The following is a 16,321-nucleotide window of genomic DNA, read 5'->3' on the forward strand; positions in this document are numbered from 1 at the left end:
CACCGTGTGCGCGTCCGCCGGTCGACCTTGTGTGCCCCCTGTGCGGTTCGGAAGAGTGGGCGGCCGTCACCCCACCTTCCGGCCCGCGGCGGCCTGCCGCCGCGCGCCGAACCCCCCACAGGAGGACGTGAGTTGAAGCACCGACGCATAGCCAGGCGACGGGCCGTCATGGCGGGAGCGGGCGTCGCCGCGCTCGTCGCCGCGGGCGTCACCTTCCAGACCGCGAACGCGAGTGAGACCCCGCAGGCTCCGCAGCCCCGCCTCCTGACGGCCCTGGCCGCCGGGAAGCTCGCCTCGGCCCTGGGCCAGGACCTCGGCGCCGACGCGGCGGGCACCTACTACGACGCCGAAACCAAGAGCCTCGTGGTGAACGTGCTCGACGAGAGTGCCGCGGACGCCGTCGAGGCGGCAGGGGCCAGGGCGAGACTGGTGGAGAACTCCCTCGCCGAGCTCCGCAGCGCCCGGGCGACCCTCGCGAGGGACGCGGCCGTCCCCGGCACCGCCTGGGTCACCGACCCCACCGCCAACAAGGTCGTCGTCACCGCCGACCGCACGGTCTCCGGCGCCGAGTGGGCCAAGCTCACCAAGGTCGCCGAGAGCCTCGGCGCCACGGTGGAGCTCCAGCGCACCAAGGGGGAGTACAAGCCCTTCATCGCGGGCGGCGACACCATCACCGGCGGCGGCAGTCGCTGCTCGCTCGGGTTCAACGTGGTCAAGGGCGGCGAGCCCTACTTCCTGACCGCGGGCCACTGCACCGAGTCCATCACCACCTGGTCGGACTCCTCCGGCAAGCGGATCGGCGCCAACGAGACCTCCAGCTTCCCCGGCGACGACTTCGGCCTGGTCAAGTACACCGCCGATGTCGCCCACCCGAGCGAGGTGAACCTCTACGACGGCTCCACGCAGAAGATCACCGGCGCCGCCGCGGCCACCGTGGGCATGCAGGTCACCCGCAGCGGCTCGACCACCCAGGTGCACTCCGGCACGGTCACCGGCCTGGACGCCACCGTGAACTACGGCAACGGCGACGTCGTCAGCGGCCTCATCCAGACCGACGTCTGCGCCGAGCCCGGCGACAGCGGCGGCTCCCTCTTCTCGGGGAGCAGCGCGATAGGGCTCACCTCCGGCGGCAGCGGCGACTGCGCCGCCGGCGGGGAGACGTTCTTCCAGCCGGTGACGGAGGCGCTCTCGGCGACGGGCGCACAGATCGGCTGACCCTCCCGGCGCCACCGAGGTCCCGCCCCGTACCCGGGGGCGGGACCTCGGTGTGTTTGCGGCTGTTTCGGTGTGTTTCCGCAGGTGGGAGATGCTCGAACGGTCGTCGTACAGATGTTCGGGAATTGGTCTATGGTGGGGGTGAGGGATTAGGGAACTGATGTTCGAGAGCGGGATCGCGGGAGGTGCGTGTGCCAGGCTTCACGCATCTGCACACCGCCTCCGGGTTCTCCCTGCGATACGGGGCCTCGCACCCGGAGCGGCTGGCCGAGCGCGCCGGTGAGCGGGGCATGGACGCCCTCGCCCTCACCGACCGCGACACCGTCGCCGGCGCGGTCCGCTTCGCCAAGGCCTGCGCCCGGGCCGGGGTGCGCCCGCTGTTCGGGGCGGACCTCGCGGTGGCCGCGCCGGCCCGCCACGAGAGCGACGTACGACGGGAGAGGCGGCGCACCCCCGTGCGCGGCGGCGCCTTCCTCGACGAGTCGGCCCCCCGCGTCACCTTCCTCGCCCGCGACGGCGCCCGCGGCTGGGCCGACCTGTGCCGGATCGTCACGGCGGCGCACGGGAGCGAGGGCACCCCGCTGCTGCCCTGGGCGGACAACCGGGGAGACGGCCTGACCGTCCTGCTCGGCCCCGCCTCCGACGTCGGCCGCGCCCTCGCCGCCGGCCGCCCCGACCGCGCGGCCAGGCTCCTCGCCCTCTGGCGGGAGGTCCACGGCGACGCCCTGCGCCTGGAAGTCGTCTGGCACGGCCGCACCGGCACCGGACCCGGCTCGCTGCGCCTGGCCGCCCGCACCGTCGGCTTCGCCGCCGAACAGCGGATCCGCCCGGTGCTCAGCAACGCCGTCCGCTACGCCGACCCCGGCCAGGGCCCGGTCGCCGACGTCCTGGACGCCGCCCGCCGCCTGGTGCCCATCGACCCGACCGGGGAACTGGACTCGGGGGAGGCCTGGCTCAAGGGGCCGGACGCCATGCTGCGCGCCGCCGAGCGGATCGTGGAGGCCGCCGGCTTCCGCCGCGACACCGCCCACCGTCTGCTGGAGCAGACCCGGGCCACGGCCGCCGAGTGCCTGGTCGACCCCGAGGACGATCTCGGCATCGGGACCGTCCACTTCCCCGAGCCGCACCTCGTCGGCGCCGGCCGCCGCACCGCCCAGCGGACCCTGGCCTCCCGGGCGGCGGCGGGGATGCTGCTGCGCGGCTACGACGGACGGCGCGACTACTGGGAGCGGATGCACCACGAACTCGACGTCATCGCCCACCACGGCTTCGCCTCCTACTTCCTCACCGTCGCCCAAGTCGTGGACGACGTACGGCGGATGGGCATCCGGGTCGCCGCGCGCGGATCCGGCGCGGGCTCGCTCGTCAACCACCTCCTCGGCATCGCGCACGCCGACCCGATCGAGCACGGGCTGCTGATGGAGCGGTTCCTGTCCAGGGAACGGGTCGTGCTGCCCGACATCGACGTCGACGTGGAGTCCGCGCGCCGGCTGGAGGTCTACCGCGCGATCATCGGCCGGTTCGGCGCCGAGCGCGTCGCGACCGTCTCGATGCCGGAGACGTACCGGGTCCGGCACGCGATCCGGGACGTCGGCGCCGCCCTGTCCATGGACCCCGCCGACATCGACCGCGTCGCCAAGTCCTTCCCGCACATCCGCGCGCGCGACGCCCGCGCGGCGCTGGAGGAACTGCCCGAACTCAGGGCGCTCGCCGGGGAACGGGAGAGGTACGGGAAGCTGTGGGAACTGGTCGAGTCCCTCGACGCCCTCCCGCGCGGCGTCGCCATGCACCCCTGCGGCGTGCTCCTCTCCGACGCCTCCCTGCTCTCCCGCACGCCGGTCGTGCCGACCAGCGGCGAGGGGTTCCCCATGTCCCAGTTCGACAAGGAGGACGTCGAGGACCTCGGGCTGCTCAAGCTGGACGTGCTCGGCGTGCGGATGCAGTCGGCGATGGCGCACGCGGTCGCCGAGGTGGCGCGGGCGACGGGGGAGCGGATCGACCTGGACGCGCTCCCGGAGGGGGACCCGGAGACGTACCGGCTCATCCGGTCCACCGAGACGCTCGGCTGCTTCCAGATCGAGTCGCCGGGGCAGCGGGACCTGGTCGGGCGGCTCCAGCCCGCGACCTTCCACGACCTGGTCGTCGACATCTCCCTGTTCCGTCCCGGCCCGGTCGCCGCCGACATGGTGCGGCCGTTCATCGAGGCCCGGCACGGGCGCGCCCCCGTGCGCTACCCGCACCCGGACCTGGAGGAGGCGCTGAAGGGCACCTACGGGGTCGTCGTCTTCCACGAGCAGGTCATCGACATCGTCGCCGTCATGACCGGCTGCGGGCGCGGCGAGGCGGACCGGGTGCGGCGCGGGCTGTCCGAACCGGAGTCGCAGGGGCGGATCAAGGTGTGGTTCGCCCAGCGGGCGGCGGCGAAGGGCTACGACGCGGAAACGATTCAGCGCACCTGGGAGATCGTCGAGGCCTTCGGCTCGTACGGCTTCTGCAAGGCGCACGCGGTCGCCTTCGCCGTGCCGACGTACCAGTCGGCCTGGCTGAAGGCGCACCACCCGGCCGCCTTCTACGCGGGGCTGCTCACCCACGACCCCGGGATGTACCCCAAGCGGCTGCTGCTGGCGGACGCCCGGCGGCGGGGGGTGCCGGTCCTGCCGTTGGACGTGAACCGGTCGGGGGTCGGACATCGCATCGAACTGGTGTCCGACTCCGGGTCGGCCGGGCCTTCCGGCGTGTGGGGGCTTCGGCTCGCCCTCTCCGACGTGCACGGCATCAGCGAGGCCGAGGCGCGGCGGATCGCGGACGGGCAGCCCTACGCCTCGCTGCTCGACTTCTGGGAGCGGGCGCACCCGAGCCGTCCCCTCGCCCAACGCCTGGCTCAGGTAGGTGCGTTGGACGACTTCGGGGGCAACCGCCGTGATCTGCAACTGCACCTGGCCGAGCTGCACCGGGGCTCCCGGGGCGGTGGCGGCCAACTCCCGCTGGCGGGCGGGCGGAAGACCGCTCCGGCCGGGCTGCCCGACCTCACCTCGGCGGAGCGGCTCAGCGCCGAACTGGGCGTGCTGTCCATGGACGCCTCACGCCATCTGATGGACGACCACCGGGAGTTCCTGCGCGAACTGGGCGTGGTGTCGGCGCGACGGCTGCGCGAGGCGCGGCACGGGGAGACGGTGCTGGTGGCGGGCGCCAAGGCGGCCACCCAGACCCCGCCGATCCGCTCCGGCAAACGGGTCATCTTCAGCACCCTGGACGACGGCACCGGCCTGGTCGACCTCGCCTTCTTCGACGACTCCCACGACGTCTGCGCCCACACCGTCTTCCACTCCTGGCTGCTGCTGGTGCGCGGGACGGTGCAGCGGCGCGGCCCGCGCAGCCTGAGCGTGGTGGGCGCCGCCGCCTGGAACCTGGCCGAACTGCTGGAGGTGCGGCGCGAGGAGGGACTCGAAGGGGTCGCGTCCCGGCTCGCGGAACCTCCCGGCCCCGCGCCCGACGCCGACGCCGAAGCCGGTGCCGACGGTCCGGCGCGCAGGCGGCTCGCCGGTTCGGACGGGCTGCCCGCGCCGGCCGGTTCCGCGGCCCAGGACGCGATGGAGCGACGGCGCATCCGCCTGCCCACGGGGTACGAGATGCACCCCTGGGCGGATCTGCGCCCCGCGGGCGAAGGGCCCGCGGTGGGAAGGAAGTTGTGGCACCAGAGTCCGGGGAGTGCGGGATGACCATCCTCTGCGTACGTTTCCAGCTGCCGTCGGCGCACGAGACGGCGTTTCCCGAACTGCTCGGCTTGCTGGAGGAGTTCACGCCCGTCGTCGAGGCGCTGCCGCCGGACGGGGCGCTGGCCGATCTGCGGGGCGCCGAGCGCTACTTCGGGCGCGGCGCGGTCGAACTGGCCCCGGTGATCCGGGTCCGCGCCCTCGCGCTGCACGGCGTCGACTGCGTGATCGGCGCCGGACCGGGCCCGATGCTGGCCCGTGTGGCGCAGCGAGCCGCACGGCCCGGGGTGACCTGTGCGGTCTCCGCGGACGAGGCCCGTGACTTCCTCGCCGGGAAACCCGTCGCCGCCCTGCCCGGCGTCGGCGCCGCCACCGCCCGCACCCTGTGCGAGTACGGCCTCGACACCCTCGGCCGGGTCGCCGCCGCGCCCCTGTCCACGCTCCAGCGCCTGGTCGGCGCGAAGGCCGGCCGGGAACTGCACGAGAAGGCGAACGGGGTCGACCGCGGCCGGGTCGTCCCGAACGCGGTCTCCCGATCACTGGCCGCCGAACGGCGCTTCCCACGCGACGAGTTGGACCCGGTCCGGCATCGCAGGGCGCTTCTGTCGGCCGGCGAGGAACTGGGCGCCCGGCTGCGCGCCGTGGAGAAGGTCTGCCGCACCCTGACCCTCACCGTCCGCTACGCCGACCTCCCCCACTCTCGAACAGGCTCGAGCGGGGGGACCCCCGTCTCCACCACCCGCGGCCGCACCCTCGGGGAGCCGACCGCGCACTCGGCGGACCTGACGCGGACGGCGTACTCCCTGTACGAGGCGCTCGGTCTGCAGCGCGCCCGGGTCCGCGCGATCGCCCTGCGCGCCGAGGGCCTCGGCCCCGCCGACCGGGCCTCCCACCAGCTCACCTTCGACCCCGCCGACGAGAAGGCCCGCCGTATCGAGGAGGTGGCCGACCGCGCGCGGGCGAAGTTCGGCCCGCGAGCGGTGATGCCCGGCGGCCTGGCGGCCTGAACACGACTCCGCCCACTGGACGGCTCAGTTGGCCCACGGAGGCACGATCCGGCTGCCGTCGGCCAGCACCGCCTCCAGTCCGAGACTGGTGGTGACCCAGGTGAGGGCGGTGTGACCGGTCGGGTTCTCCACCTTCAGGGTGGAGCCGGCGTTGACGATCAGCGTGTCACCCGCCGTGATCCGCGCGGTGCGCCCGTCGAGCGTGACGTCCAGTTCTCCGACGAGCAGATGGAAGACCTCCTCCCGGCTGACGGTGTGCGCCGGCGCCTTCGTGCCCGGCGGGATCTCCCCGCGCCAGGCGGCGAGTTCCCTGCTGCCGGTGAGCGGGGTGGCGTACGAGACGAAGCGGGCGCCGTGGATCTCGTGGGTGACGGCGTCGGCGGAACGGACGACAGGCATGGACGGCTCCTGACTCGGCAGTGAATGGTCAAGCTGCTTGACTACTTGTCGGGACTCATGGTCAAGCAGGTTGACCAAATCGTCAAGGGTGTTTCAATGCGGAGGTGCAGAACTCCGATGCCCTCGCCCTGACCGCCGCCCTGCTCGCCGCCGCCGGCGACCTCACGCGACGCATCGACGAGGGGGTGCGGGCGCGCGGGTTCTCCGACGTGCGGCCCGCTCATGGCTTCGCCTTCGCCCGGCTCGCCCCGGACGGTGCGACGGTCACCGAGTTGGCCGTGCATCTGGGCGTCACCAAGCAGGCGGCGAGTCAGCTCGTCGACGAGCTGGTGCGCAAGGGGTACGTCGAGCGGGGGCCGCACCCCGCTGACGCGCGCGCCCGGCTGGTCGTCCTGACCGAGCGGGGCTGGGCGTGCACCAGGGTGGCCGAGGAGGTCGCGGTGGAGGTGGTGCGGGGGTGGGGCGATGTGCTCGGGGAGGGTGAAATGAGCGTGTTGCGGGACGGTTTGGGGCGTATCGCGCCCTACGGTCCGGTCAGGCCTGCCTGGTGACGGGACGTCAGGGGTAGCACATGCGTCGACTGTTGTCGGAAGTTTTTACCGATCCGTAACTTCTCACTTCATCTACTCGCCCGTAACTTGACAAGTGAACAGCATCCTCGTGATCCGGATCACAGGCGTAAGGCCGTCGAATCCCCCTTGAGCCGCAAGGAGATCACGCGATGCTGCCCTGGAAGCGCCTGGCCAGACCCCTGGCCGCCCTGCTGCTGGCCACCGCGGCCCTCAGCGCCACCGCCACCGCCCCCGCCTCGGCCGAGTCGTCGTCCGCCGCGACCTCCGCGTCGTCGCAGGGCGGCTGGAACGACTACGACTGCCGGCCCTCCGCAGCCCACCCCCGCCCCGTCGTCCTGGTCCACGGAACCTTCGCCAACTCCGTCGACAACTGGCTCTCCCTCGCGCCGTACCTCACGCACCGGGGCTACTGCGTCTTCTCCCTCGACTACGGCCAACTGCCCGGCGTCCCCTTCTTCCACGCCCTCGGCCCCATCGACGAGTCCGCCGGGCAGCTCTCCGCCTACGTCGACCGGGTGCTCGCCGCGACCGGCGCCGCCGAGGCCGACATCGTCGGCCACTCCCAGGGCGGCATGATGCCCCGCTACTACCTCAAGTTCCTCGGCGGGGCCGCCAAGGTGAACGCCCTCGTCGGCATCGCACCCAACAACCACGGCACCACCCTGGCCGGGCTCACCCACCTGCTGCCGTACTTCCCCGGCGCCGAGGACCTCCTCACCGCCGCCACCCCCGCCCTCGCCCAGCAGATCGCCGGCTCCGAGTTCATGGCGAAGCTCAACGCCGGCGGCGACACCGTCCCCGGCGTCCGCTACACCGTCATCGCCACCCGGTACGACGAGGTCGTCACGCCCTACCGGACCCAGTTCCTGAGCGGCGCGAACGTCGACAACGTCCTCATCCAGGACCGCTGCGCGCTCGACCTGTCCGAGCACGCGCTGCTCGGGCTGACCGACCGGATCGCCTTCCACGAGGTGGCCAACGCGCTCGACCCCGCCCACGCCACGCCCTCGACCTGCGCGTCCGTCCTGAGCTGACACGGGCCGCCCCGCCGGGACCTGACCGGCCTGAGCCGCCGGTCAGGACCCGGATGGGGAAACGTGCCGAGTACCAAGAAACCGCGGATGCGCCCGCAGGCGAACGGTTCCGGCGATCTTTAGGACCGCCTTAAGGAACCCCTGAGCCTGGGCTCAGGCAGGAGGCGACCGGCGGGAAGGAAGGGCGTGAGAGATCGGTCGACGGTGACGCGGGCGCGGTCAGCCGTCCGGCCACCAGGTGCGGGCGATGTCCTTGCGCACCTCGGGGCGCCCGGCGGGGCGTTCGTCCACCTCTTCGCGGAGCCGGCGGGAGTCCGTCTTCTTCAGGGGCTTCTGCACGGTCGTACGGCGCATGGCTGCCTCCTTCAGAGCTACCGTGTTTCCGCGATCTCACGGAGGTAGACCCTTTTCGCGAGAGTTCCTCATCGACGCCTGTTCTGTCAGTGGCGGCTGTCACACCACGAGGGGATTGTCAGTGGCGGGTGTCACTCTTGGCGCATGACCGACCAGAGTGATGTGAACGCTGCGGAGCGTGTCGACTGGGACGCGGAGGCGGCCGGCTTCGACGACGAGCCGGACCACGGGCTGCGCGACCCCGCCGTCCGGGCCGCCTGGGCCCGCAGGCTGCTGGACTGGCTGCCGGAGCGCCCCGGTGATCTGCTCGACCTCGGCTGCGGCACCGGCAGCCTGTCGCTCCTCGCGGCCGAGCGGGGCCACCGCGTGACCGGCGTCGACCTCTCCCCGGCCATGCTCGGCCGGGCGCGCGAGAAACTCGCCGGCCGTGACGCCGTGTTCCTCCTCGGCGACGCGGCGGCGCCGCCCGTCGGGGAGCGGCGCTTCGACGTCGTCCTCGTACGGCACGTGCTGTGGGCGCTGCCCGATCCCGCGCGCGCCCTGCGGCACTGGCGTGACCTGCTGCGGCCCGGAGGCCGGCTCGTGCTGGTCGAGGGGGTGTGGGGGACGGTGACCCCGGTCGGCATACCGGCGGACCGGCTCACCGGCCTGCTCACCCCGCTCACCGCCCACGCCCGCGTGGAGCGCCTGTCCGGGGACGCGGAGCTGTGGGGGAGAGCCGTGGAGGACGAGCGGTACGCGGTGGTCGCCTCGGTGGCCTGACGGCGGTCGATCCGGCGGACGCACTGGAGAGTCAGGCGAGCAGCCGTTCGAGGCCGTTCCCGGTCGTGGCGAGGGTCTCCAGAGTGTCCAGCGCCCTCAGTGCCTGTGCCGCCGCCTCGGGGTCGCGGTCGGCCAGGCCGCTCTCCGCGAACTCGTCCTCGTCCAGCCGCCGTACGTCGGTGCCGTCGGCGGAGCGCCACAGGTCCAGGTCGAGGTCCTCGACGACCAGTTCCGCTCCGCTGAGCCTCGCCGGGCGGGTGATGTCGCAGTACCAGCCCTTGAGGGCGCCGGACGCGGCGCGGACCTCCTTCACGGAGTACCAGCGGTCGCGCCAGTAGTACTCGGTGAAGACGTCACCCGGCTCGAAGCGTACGAAGCCGAAGTCGCGTACGCCCTCGCCCGCCCAGGAGGCGCGCACGGCGATCCGGGCGCCGTCGTCGGACAGCAGCTCGGCCGGGTAGCGGATCTTCGTCCGTCCGGCCTTGACGAGGACGACCTCCACGGCGTCCGCCAGGACCGAGCCGTCATCCGAGTTCGCGGACATGGCGCACCTCCGTCGCACAGATCTCGTAGCCGAACCACTTGTTGATCGCGAGCATCGGCCCGTTGCCGGTGTCGTTACCGGTGAACGCCTCCCGGTAGCCCGCCGCGCGGGCGCGGTGCAGCGAGGCGTTCTTCGCCAGCTTGGCCAGGCCCCGGCCGCGGAAGGCGCGGGCGGTGCCGGTCATGCCGGAGGCGTAGCGGGTCGCGCCGTCGGTGTGAGCCGCCGTGAACGCGGCGGGGCGGCCGTCGACCACGGCGACCGTGGTCAGCTCGGCGTCGAGCAGCGGATGCCGCCAGGTCTCCTCCAGCCAGGCCTCGTAGTCGGTGAACTCGGCGCCGACGTCGCTCGGTTCGTCGGCGGTCGTCTCCGCGTCCAGTGCGAACAGCGGGCGGGGGTCGTCGGCGAAGTCGGCGGCGGTGCGCAGTTCGACGCCGGGCGGGGGAGCCTGGAGCGGCGGCAGCGTCCCGTCCGCCAGATCGAGGCGGAGGAAGTGCGCGGAGCGGCTCGCCCGGTAGCCGTGCCGCTCGGCGAAGGCGAGGTTGCCCGGACCCTCCAGGACCCAGGAGTACACGCTGGTCGTGCCGTGCGCGGCGAGGTGCTCCTCGGCGGCGCGGACGAGCAGCGAGCCGGCGCCCCGGCAGGTCCGCTCCGGGTGCACGTACACGTTGGCGAAGCCCAGACCGGGCCGCGGGCTCTCATGGGCGACGCCGACCTGCGCGGTGCCGACGATCTCGCCGTCCTCCTCCGCGACGAGCTGCCGGTACCGGGCCTCGGGACGGGCGTGGGCGAGGTCGTGGACCACTGAGCGGGCGGTGGACACCATGAACGGGAGGGCGAGCCGCCGCACCCGGACGAAGGCCTCGACCTCCCCGGGCCCCTCGGGACGCAGATCACGCACGATGACGGTCATGGGCCGCACGCTATGCGGACGCCGCTCGGGCATGCCTCCCATTTTCCCGCCGGTACGGGAGAATCGGCCCCGTGACCTTGAAGATCCACATCGTTGAGGGCGCCGCTCCCTATGAGCAGGTGCGGGCGCAGATCGCCGAGCAGGCGCGGTCCGGTGCGCTGCCGGTCGGCCACCGGCTGCCGACCGTGCGGGGGCTCGCCGAGTCGCTGGGGCTGGCGGCGAACACCGTCGCCAAGGCGTACCGGGCCCTGGAGGCGGACGGGGTGATCGAGACCCGGGGCCGCAACGGCACGTTCGTCGCCGCCGCGGACTCGGCGGCGGCGCGTGAACTGGCCGCCGCCGCGCAGGCGTACGCCGAGCGGGCACGCCGGCTGGGGGTCGCACAGGACGACGCGGTGGCGGCGGTGCGCGACGCCCTGCGGGCGGCCCACGGGGAGTGAGCGGACGCGAACACCCGTGACGCGCCGGCGATGCGGCGCGCTCAGCGCCCGGCGAGGGACCCCCGGGCGGGGACCCGGGTCGGCCGCAGGCCCGCCCGCTCCGCCGCCCTCACGAAGGTGACCGCGTCGCGCACCGCCGCACCGCCCGGATCGTTGTTGAAGTAGGCGTACACCTCAGCGTCGGCCGGCCAGGTCGTCGCGATGCGGTCGAGCCACGTCTCCAGGCACCGGCGGCCGTACCGCGGCCAGGGGCGGGCCCGGCCCTGGTGGAAGCGCACGTACCCCCAGTCCGCCGTCCGCCACAGCGGGGCGACGGGGCGGGCGAGGACGTCGGCCCAGCACAGCGCCGCGCCCCGGGAGCGGAGGACGTCGCGGACCGCCGGCGTCCACCAGGAGTCGTGCCGGGGCTCGACCGCCACGCGCGTCCCGGACGGGAAGCAGGCCAGGCAGGCGTCCAGCAGTCCCGGGTCGCAGCGCAGAGTCGGCGGGAGCTGGAGCAGCACCGGGCCGAGGCGCGCCCCCAGCCCGGCCGCGTGGCTCATCAGCCGGTGCACCGGCTCCTCGGGGTCCTTCAGCCGCTTGACGTGGGTGAGATACCGGCTGGCCTTGACCGCGACGGTGAAGTCCGGCGGGACGCGCTCGGCCCAGGACGTGAAGGTCTCCCGTGACGGCAGCCGGTAGAACGCGTTGTTGATCTCCACGGTGGCGAACCGCGCCGCGTACTCCTCCAGCCAGAGCCGCACGGGCACGTCGGGCGGGTACAGGACGCCCCGCCAGTCCTTGTACTGCCAGCCCGACGTGCCGACGAACAGGGTCATAACCCCATCAAAGCATCACGGGGCCGGTCACAGCACTCACAGGTACAGCCCCGCGTCCGCCCCGCCGCGCGGCTCCGGAAGCGACGTCGGGGACGTGCCCCGGCGCAGCGCGTACAGCTCCGCCAGGGTCGCGCCCTCACGGCCGACGCCCTCCTCGGAGCCCAGCCACGCCACCGCCTCCGGGCGGGTCAGCGGACCGACCTCGATCCGGGCCAGGCAGCGGCCGGGGCGGACGACGGCCGGGTGCAGACGCTCCAGGTCCTCGTTGGTGGTGACGCCGACCAGGACGTTGCGCCCCTGGCCCAGCAGACCGTCGGTCAGGTTCAGCAGCCGGGACAGCGCCTGGCCGGCGGTGTGCTTGGCCTCGCCGCGGATCAGTTCGTCGCAGTCCTCCAGCAGGAGCAGCCGCCAGCGGCCCTTGCCGGGGCCGTCCTCCTCGCCGATCGCGATGTCCATCAGATAGCCGACGTCGGAGAACAGCCGCTCCGGGTCGAGCACGCAGTCCACCTGGCACCAGTCCCGCCAGGAACGGGCCAGGGTGCGCAGCGCGGAGGTCTTGCCGGTGCCGGGCGGTCCGTGCAGGAGCAGCAGACGGCCGGCGATGTCCTGCGGGGTCGTCGTCATCAGACGGTCCATCGCGTCCGCCACCGGGGCGGTGTAGTTGTGCCGCACCTCCTCCCAGGTGCCGGCGGAGATCTGACGCGTCGTCCGGTGCGGGCCGCGCCGCGGCGACACGTACCAGAAGCCCATCGTCACGTTCTCCGGCTGCGGCTCGGGCTCGTCGGCCGCGCCGTCCGTGGCCTCGCTGAGCACCCTGGCGGCCAGTTCGGGGCTGGTCGCGGTGACCGTGACGTCGGCGCCCCGGTTCCAGCGGGACACCAGCAGCGTCCAGCCCTCGCCCTCGGCGAGGGTCGCGCTGCGGTCGTCGTCGCGGGCCACGCGCAGCACGCGCGCGTCCGGCGGGATCAGGTTCGCGCCGGAGCGCACGCGGTCGATGTTCGCCGCGTGCGAGTAAGGCTGCTCGCCCGTCGCGAAGCGGCCGAGGAACAGCGCGTCGACGACGTCGGACGGGGAGTCGGAGTCGTCGACGGTGAGCCGGATCGGCAGAGCGTCGTGTGGGTGCGCGGACATGGACGCCATGATCCGGCACACCGGGCCCGTGTGCACCCGGTTTCCGTGCTGCGCGCCGGTGTGTCGGATTCGTCCGGCCGCTCACCCGAGGACGCCCGCCGTCCTGCGGCACATCCGGCGGGCGGCGCGCACCATCGCGTAGCCCTTGGTGAGCGCGCGGTCCCGGGCGAAGGCGCGGGCGACGGCCCGGCCGTCGAGGAGCCGTACGAACTCCTCCGCGTCCGTGTCCCGCCGTACCGTCACCCGGCGCAGGGCGTACGGGCCCTGCGCGCGGCGGGCGAGGGAGTTGCCCACGGCGAGCGCCTGGGCGAACCCGTGCTGCCGTACGGCGGTGCGCACCCGGCGGCTGGAGTAGCCGTAGGGGTAGGCGAACGACACCGGCGGGACGCCCAGCTCGTCGGCGACGAGGTCCCGGCAGCGGGTCAGTTCCGTGTGCAGTGCGGTGTCGTCGAGCTGGTCGAGCTGCGGGTGGGTGTGACTGTGGCCGCCGATCTCTACGCCTGCGGCGGCCAGTTCGCGCACCTGCGGCCAGTCGAGCATGGTGTCCGGGCCGGCGCCGGTGTCGTGGGCGCCGCGGAGCCAGCCGGTGGACACGAACAGGGTGGCGGGGAAGCCGTGTTCCGCCAGGGCGGGGAGGGCGTGGCGGTGCACGCCCTCGTAGCCGTCGTCGAAGGTGAGGAGTACGGGGCGGTGGGGGAGGGGGCGGGCGGTGCGCCAGCGGGTGGCGAGGTCGGCGGTGGTCATGGGGGTGAGGCCTCGCTCAGCGATCAGGGTGAGGTGCTCGGTGAAGGCTTTCGGTGAGACGGAGAGGGTGCGGGTGGCGTCGGTGGGGTCGGCTGACACCGAGTGGTACATGAGGATGGGTACCCCGGGTGCGGTCATCCGGCGGCCTCCTGTCCGGTGCCGGTGCCGGTGCCGGTGCCGGTGCGAGCGGGGCGGGAGCCTTCCGCGTGCTGCGCGGGTGCCGCTGCGCCCACCCTCCCCCACTCTCGGCTTCGCTCGAGCGGGGGGACCCCCATCGCCCCAGCGGCACGACTGCCCCCAGCTGGGTGGGGTGTGGTTGTGCTTGCGGCACGACTGCCCGCAACTAGGCTGCTGCCCACGGCTAGGCGTGTTGTGCCTGCTGCGTAGCCTGCTGCTGCTGTCAGGGTGCCGGTGATGATGGCTGCTGCTCTGCGGGCGCCGCCTCGGCGGGCGAGGGCGGCGTCGCGCAGGCCACGGGCCACGCCGGACGGGAGTACGCGGGTGGTGTACCGGCGTTCCGTCTCCAGCCCCTTGGCCGCGCCCACGCTGCGGGCGACGAGGGCTTTGGACAGGCCCTCGGCGTAGGTGCGGGCACGGAAGTAGGCGAAGCGCTCGCGGGCCTCGGGCACCTTGTGGTGGATGACCGCGCGGTCGTCGACCAGCAGGATCGCGTCCGGCCGGGCGCGGCTGAGCCGGATGCACAGCTCCGTCTCCTCCCCGCCCAGCGGGCGCCTGTCCCCGTCGCGTCCGATGCCGGTCGCGAAGCCGCCCGCCAGGTCGAACGCCGTACGCCGGAACGAGGCGTTGCCGCCGAGGACGTTGCGCACCCGGACCCGGCCGGGCGGCAGGCCCCGGTAGGAGCAGCCCACCACCCAGTCGAACTCCTCGGGGAACCAGACGGGCCGTCGCCCGGAGGCCCACACGGGCAGCGTCAGCCCGCCCACGGCCATCACGCGCGGATCGTCGTAGCCGGCGGCGAACCAGCGCAGCCAGTCGCGTTCGGCGACGGCGTCGTCGTCGAGGAAGGCGATGACGTCGCCGCGCGCGGCCGCGACGCCGGTGTTGCGGCCGGCCGACAGGCCGCGCGGGCCGGAGTTGGACAGCACCCGCACCTCGCCGTCCGCCGCCCGGGACCCGGCGCTCGCGAACTCCTCGGTCAGGCGGTCCGTCAGCGCCTGGTTGTGGTCGACGACCAGCACGGTCTCCAGCGCCGGCCGGCTCTGCGCGCGTACCGAGGCGACCGCCGCGAGGATGTCGTCCCAGCGGTCCTCGGTGTACGCGCAGACGACCACGGAGATGCCGGGCCCGCTCAAGAGATCTCTCCCGCGACCGGGTCGAGCGCCGGATCGAGCACCGGGTCGAGCACGGAGTCGAGCATCGGCGACCGGTGGCGGCCTCTGCGGCGCAGCGCCCGCCGGTTGGACCGCTCCCGGAGGATCACCCGCAGCACCCGCAACCCGTCGCGCACGGCCCGCAGGTTGCTGACGCCGTGGATGCGCAGGTACTCGTGGCTGGGTATCTCCTGCACCCTCAGTCCCGCCTTGACGACCCGGATGTTCATCAGGGTCTCCACCTCGAAGCCGGTGCAGTCGAGGTCGATGCGGTCCAGGCAGTGCCGCCAGAAGGCGTTGTAGCCGTAGCACAGGTCGGTGTACCGGGCCCCGAACTTGCGGTTGACGACGGCGCACAACGCCCGGTTGCCGAGCCGGCGCACGAAGGTCATGTCGTCGGTCCCGCCGCCGTTGGCGAAGCGGGAGCCCTTGGCGAAGTCCGCGCCGGAGACCAGCGCGCAGACGTAGGAGACGATCTCGTTGCCGTCGGCGGAGCCGTCCGCGTCGACCATCACGATGATGTCGCCGGTGCACGCCCCGAACCCGGTGATCAGGGCGTCGCCCTTGCCCCGGCCCCGCTGCTCCACGACCTTGACGCCGGGCCACAGAACGCGGGCGACGGCGATGGTGTCGTCGGTGGAGTTGCCGTCGACGAGGACGACTTCGTGGACCCAGTCGGGCAGCGTCTTGAAGACGTACGGGAGGTTCTCGGCCTCGTTCATCGCGGGGATGACCACGCTCACCGGCGGTGCGATCGCCAGGTGAGAGGAGACGGGCCGGTAGATGCCGGCGGCGGGCGGGGCCTTGTGATCCTGGCCCGGTGTCGCCGGCTGCAGAACGGAACTCATGACTTGAGGTCCCTCTCGTCCGGTGGGCCGCCCTCCCCCGGGCGGCCCGGATTCACGTCCGGTTCGAAAGGGGGGTTGTTTCCCACCCGCGGCCGCACGGCAGGACGGAAGACCTCTCCGCCGCCCCACGGCGCTCCGTGGCGGGGGACTTCCCCGCGCACGCCGGGTGAGCTGGCATTGCCGGCCGGCTCCGGAGAACGGCGAACCGACCTGCGCGGCACGGCCCGATGACAAGTGCGCTCACCGAGCACGGCACCCCCCTGCCGCGCCCCGCGCCGGACACACCACCGCGCGTTCCTTGAGCCCTCCCCATGGGGCGTGTGGTGAACGCGCCCCAGAGCCGCTTGCTGACGGTCCGATGCGGGTGAGATGTCTGACGGTATTGACGATTGCGCCTGTATGGCAAGACCTGGGAGGAGACTCACCTTTTTGTTCCTTTGACCGCCCCTCGGGCCGCCGACTGGATTGGCATGGACACTTCCCGTCAACACGCGGAGTT

The 16,321-nt window shown here is 73.2% G+C and carries 16 protein-coding genes; 7 read left to right on the forward strand and 9 right to left on the reverse strand.

What is annotated here, in order from left to right; all coding sequences use genetic code 11:
• Positions 1-132 precede the first annotated feature (132 nt).
• The 3 genes from ACFYXA_RS33470 (at position 133) to ACFYXA_RS33480 (ending at position 5,935) form a co-directional block, all read left to right on the forward strand.
• Positions 133-1,215: a S1 family peptidase gene (locus ACFYXA_RS33470; RefSeq protein WP_389040038.1), complete on the forward strand. Its 1,083-nt coding sequence runs from the start codon at positions 133-135 to the stop codon at positions 1,213-1,215.
• 191 nt (positions 1,216-1,406) lie between these two features.
• A complete protein-coding gene (locus tag ACFYXA_RS33475; RefSeq protein ID WP_389040041.1) occupies positions 1,407-4,934 on the forward strand; it encodes a DNA polymerase III subunit alpha in 3,528 nt (1,175 codons plus the stop codon).
• Positions 4,931-5,935, forward strand: a complete 1,005-nt coding sequence (locus ACFYXA_RS33480) for a hypothetical protein (protein WP_389040044.1) — start codon at positions 4,931-4,933, stop codon at positions 5,933-5,935. Before ACFYXA_RS33475 ends, ACFYXA_RS33480 begins: the two co-directional genes overlap by 4 nt.
• A gap of 24 nt (positions 5,936-5,959) precedes the next feature.
• Here the strand turns inward: ACFYXA_RS33480 and ACFYXA_RS33485 are convergent, their stop codons facing one another.
• Positions 5,960-6,334 carry a cupin domain-containing protein gene (locus tag ACFYXA_RS33485; RefSeq protein ID WP_389040047.1) on the reverse strand — a complete coding sequence of 125 codons (375 nt, stop codon included), beginning with the start codon at positions 6,332-6,334 and terminating at the stop codon, positions 5,960-5,962.
• Between the two features lie 104 nt (positions 6,335-6,438).
• On the opposite strand from ACFYXA_RS33485, the gene ACFYXA_RS33490 reads away from it, so the two are divergent.
• Both ACFYXA_RS33490 and ACFYXA_RS33495 read left to right on the forward strand, forming a co-directional pair.
• Positions 6,439-6,885, forward strand: a complete 447-nt coding sequence (locus ACFYXA_RS33490; RefSeq protein WP_352250478.1) for a MarR family transcriptional regulator — start codon at positions 6,439-6,441, stop codon at positions 6,883-6,885.
• Positions 6,886-7,055: 170 nt separating this feature from the next.
• Positions 7,056-7,940, forward strand: coding sequence for an esterase/lipase family protein (locus tag ACFYXA_RS33495; protein ID WP_389040051.1), 885 nt, complete (start codon positions 7,056-7,058; stop codon positions 7,938-7,940).
• Positions 7,941-8,159: 219 nt separating this feature from the next.
• Here the strand turns inward: ACFYXA_RS33495 and ACFYXA_RS33500 are convergent, their stop codons facing one another.
• Complete coding sequence (locus tag ACFYXA_RS33500; RefSeq protein WP_130444047.1) at positions 8,160-8,294, reverse strand: hypothetical protein; 135 nt, start codon at positions 8,292-8,294, stop codon at positions 8,160-8,162.
• A 144-nt stretch (positions 8,295-8,438) separates the two neighbouring features.
• On the opposite strand from ACFYXA_RS33500, the gene ACFYXA_RS33505 reads away from it, so the two are divergent.
• A complete protein-coding gene (locus tag ACFYXA_RS33505; RefSeq protein ID WP_352250473.1) occupies positions 8,439-9,056 on the forward strand; it encodes a class I SAM-dependent methyltransferase in 618 nt (205 codons plus the stop codon).
• 31 nt (positions 9,057-9,087) lie between these two features.
• Here the strand turns inward: ACFYXA_RS33505 and ACFYXA_RS33510 are convergent, their stop codons facing one another.
• Both ACFYXA_RS33510 and ACFYXA_RS33515 read right to left on the reverse strand, forming a co-directional pair.
• Positions 9,088-9,600, reverse strand: coding sequence for a DUF402 domain-containing protein (locus ACFYXA_RS33510; RefSeq protein WP_389040056.1), 513 nt, complete (start codon positions 9,598-9,600; stop codon positions 9,088-9,090).
• A complete protein-coding gene (locus tag ACFYXA_RS33515; RefSeq protein ID WP_389040059.1) occupies positions 9,581-10,510 on the reverse strand; it encodes a GNAT family N-acetyltransferase in 930 nt (309 codons plus the stop codon). The genes ACFYXA_RS33510 and ACFYXA_RS33515 overlap by 20 nt, the downstream gene beginning before the upstream one ends.
• Positions 10,511-10,581: 71 nt before the next feature.
• Between ACFYXA_RS33515 and ACFYXA_RS33520 the strand changes: the two genes are divergently transcribed.
• Positions 10,582-10,950 carry a GntR family transcriptional regulator gene (locus ACFYXA_RS33520; protein WP_351097584.1) on the forward strand — a complete coding sequence of 123 codons (369 nt, stop codon included), beginning with the start codon at positions 10,582-10,584 and terminating at the stop codon, positions 10,948-10,950.
• 41 nt (positions 10,951-10,991) lie between these two features.
• Here the strand turns inward: ACFYXA_RS33520 and ACFYXA_RS33525 are convergent, their stop codons facing one another.
• The 5 genes from ACFYXA_RS33525 to ACFYXA_RS33545 all read right to left on the reverse strand — a co-directional run bounded on the left by ACFYXA_RS33525 (position 10,992) and on the right by ACFYXA_RS33545 (position 15,822).
• Positions 10,992-11,768, reverse strand: coding sequence for a DUF72 domain-containing protein (locus ACFYXA_RS33525; protein WP_389040063.1), 777 nt, complete (start codon positions 11,766-11,768; stop codon positions 10,992-10,994).
• A 36-nt stretch (positions 11,769-11,804) separates the two neighbouring features.
• Positions 11,805-12,899: a DUF5925 domain-containing protein gene (locus ACFYXA_RS33530; RefSeq protein WP_351097580.1), complete on the reverse strand. Its 1,095-nt coding sequence runs from the start codon at positions 12,897-12,899 to the stop codon at positions 11,805-11,807.
• 81 nt (positions 12,900-12,980) lie between these two features.
• A complete protein-coding gene (locus ACFYXA_RS33535; protein WP_389040068.1) occupies positions 12,981-13,781 on the reverse strand; it encodes a polysaccharide deacetylase family protein in 801 nt (266 codons plus the stop codon).
• Positions 13,778-14,956, reverse strand: a complete 1,179-nt coding sequence (locus ACFYXA_RS33540) for a glycosyltransferase family 2 protein (RefSeq protein ID WP_389040071.1) — start codon at positions 14,954-14,956, stop codon at positions 13,778-13,780. The genes ACFYXA_RS33535 and ACFYXA_RS33540 overlap by 4 nt, the downstream gene beginning before the upstream one ends.
• Positions 14,953-15,822: a glycosyltransferase family 2 protein gene (locus ACFYXA_RS33545; RefSeq protein ID WP_389040074.1), complete on the reverse strand. Its 870-nt coding sequence runs from the start codon at positions 15,820-15,822 to the stop codon at positions 14,953-14,955. The genes ACFYXA_RS33540 and ACFYXA_RS33545 overlap by 4 nt, the downstream gene beginning before the upstream one ends.
• Between the last annotated feature and the right edge of the window lie 499 nt (positions 15,823-16,321).

Origin of the sequence: Streptomyces sp. NPDC002566 (assembly GCF_042889585.1) — a bacterium.
Lineage (GTDB): Bacteria > Actinomycetota > Actinomycetes > Streptomycetales > Streptomycetaceae > Streptomyces.

Coding starts and splice junctions, on each gene's coding strand:
- ACFYXA_RS33500 (WP_130444047.1), bottom strand. CDS start 8,294: ATGCGCCGTACGACCGTGCAGAAGCCCCTGAAGAAGACGGACTCCCGC.
- ACFYXA_RS33525 (WP_389040063.1), bottom strand. CDS start 11,768: ATGACCCTGTTCGTCGGCACGTCGGGCTGGCAGTACAAGGACTGGCGG.
- ACFYXA_RS33505 (WP_352250473.1), top strand. CDS start 8,439: ATGACCGACCAGAGTGATGTGAACGCTGCGGAGCGTGTCGACTGGGAC.
- ACFYXA_RS33545 (WP_389040074.1), bottom strand. CDS start 15,822: ATGAGTTCCGTTCTGCAGCCGGCGACACCGGGCCAGGATCACAAGGCC.
- ACFYXA_RS33485 (WP_389040047.1), bottom strand. CDS start 6,334: ATGCCTGTCGTCCGTTCCGCCGACGCCGTCACCCACGAGATCCACGGC.
- ACFYXA_RS33510 (WP_389040056.1), bottom strand. CDS start 9,600: ATGTCCGCGAACTCGGATGACGGCTCGGTCCTGGCGGACGCCGTGGAG.
- ACFYXA_RS33535 (WP_389040068.1), bottom strand. CDS start 13,781: ATGACCGCACCCGGGGTACCCATCCTCATGTACCACTCGGTGTCAGCC.
- ACFYXA_RS33530 (WP_351097580.1), bottom strand. CDS start 12,899: ATGTCCGCGCACCCACACGACGCTCTGCCGATCCGGCTCACCGTCGAC.
- ACFYXA_RS33495 (WP_389040051.1), top strand. CDS start 7,056: ATGCTGCCCTGGAAGCGCCTGGCCAGACCCCTGGCCGCCCTGCTGCTG.
- ACFYXA_RS33515 (WP_389040059.1), bottom strand. CDS start 10,510: ATGACCGTCATCGTGCGTGATCTGCGTCCCGAGGGGCCCGGGGAGGTC.
- ACFYXA_RS33480 (WP_389040044.1), top strand. CDS start 4,931: ATGACCATCCTCTGCGTACGTTTCCAGCTGCCGTCGGCGCACGAGACG.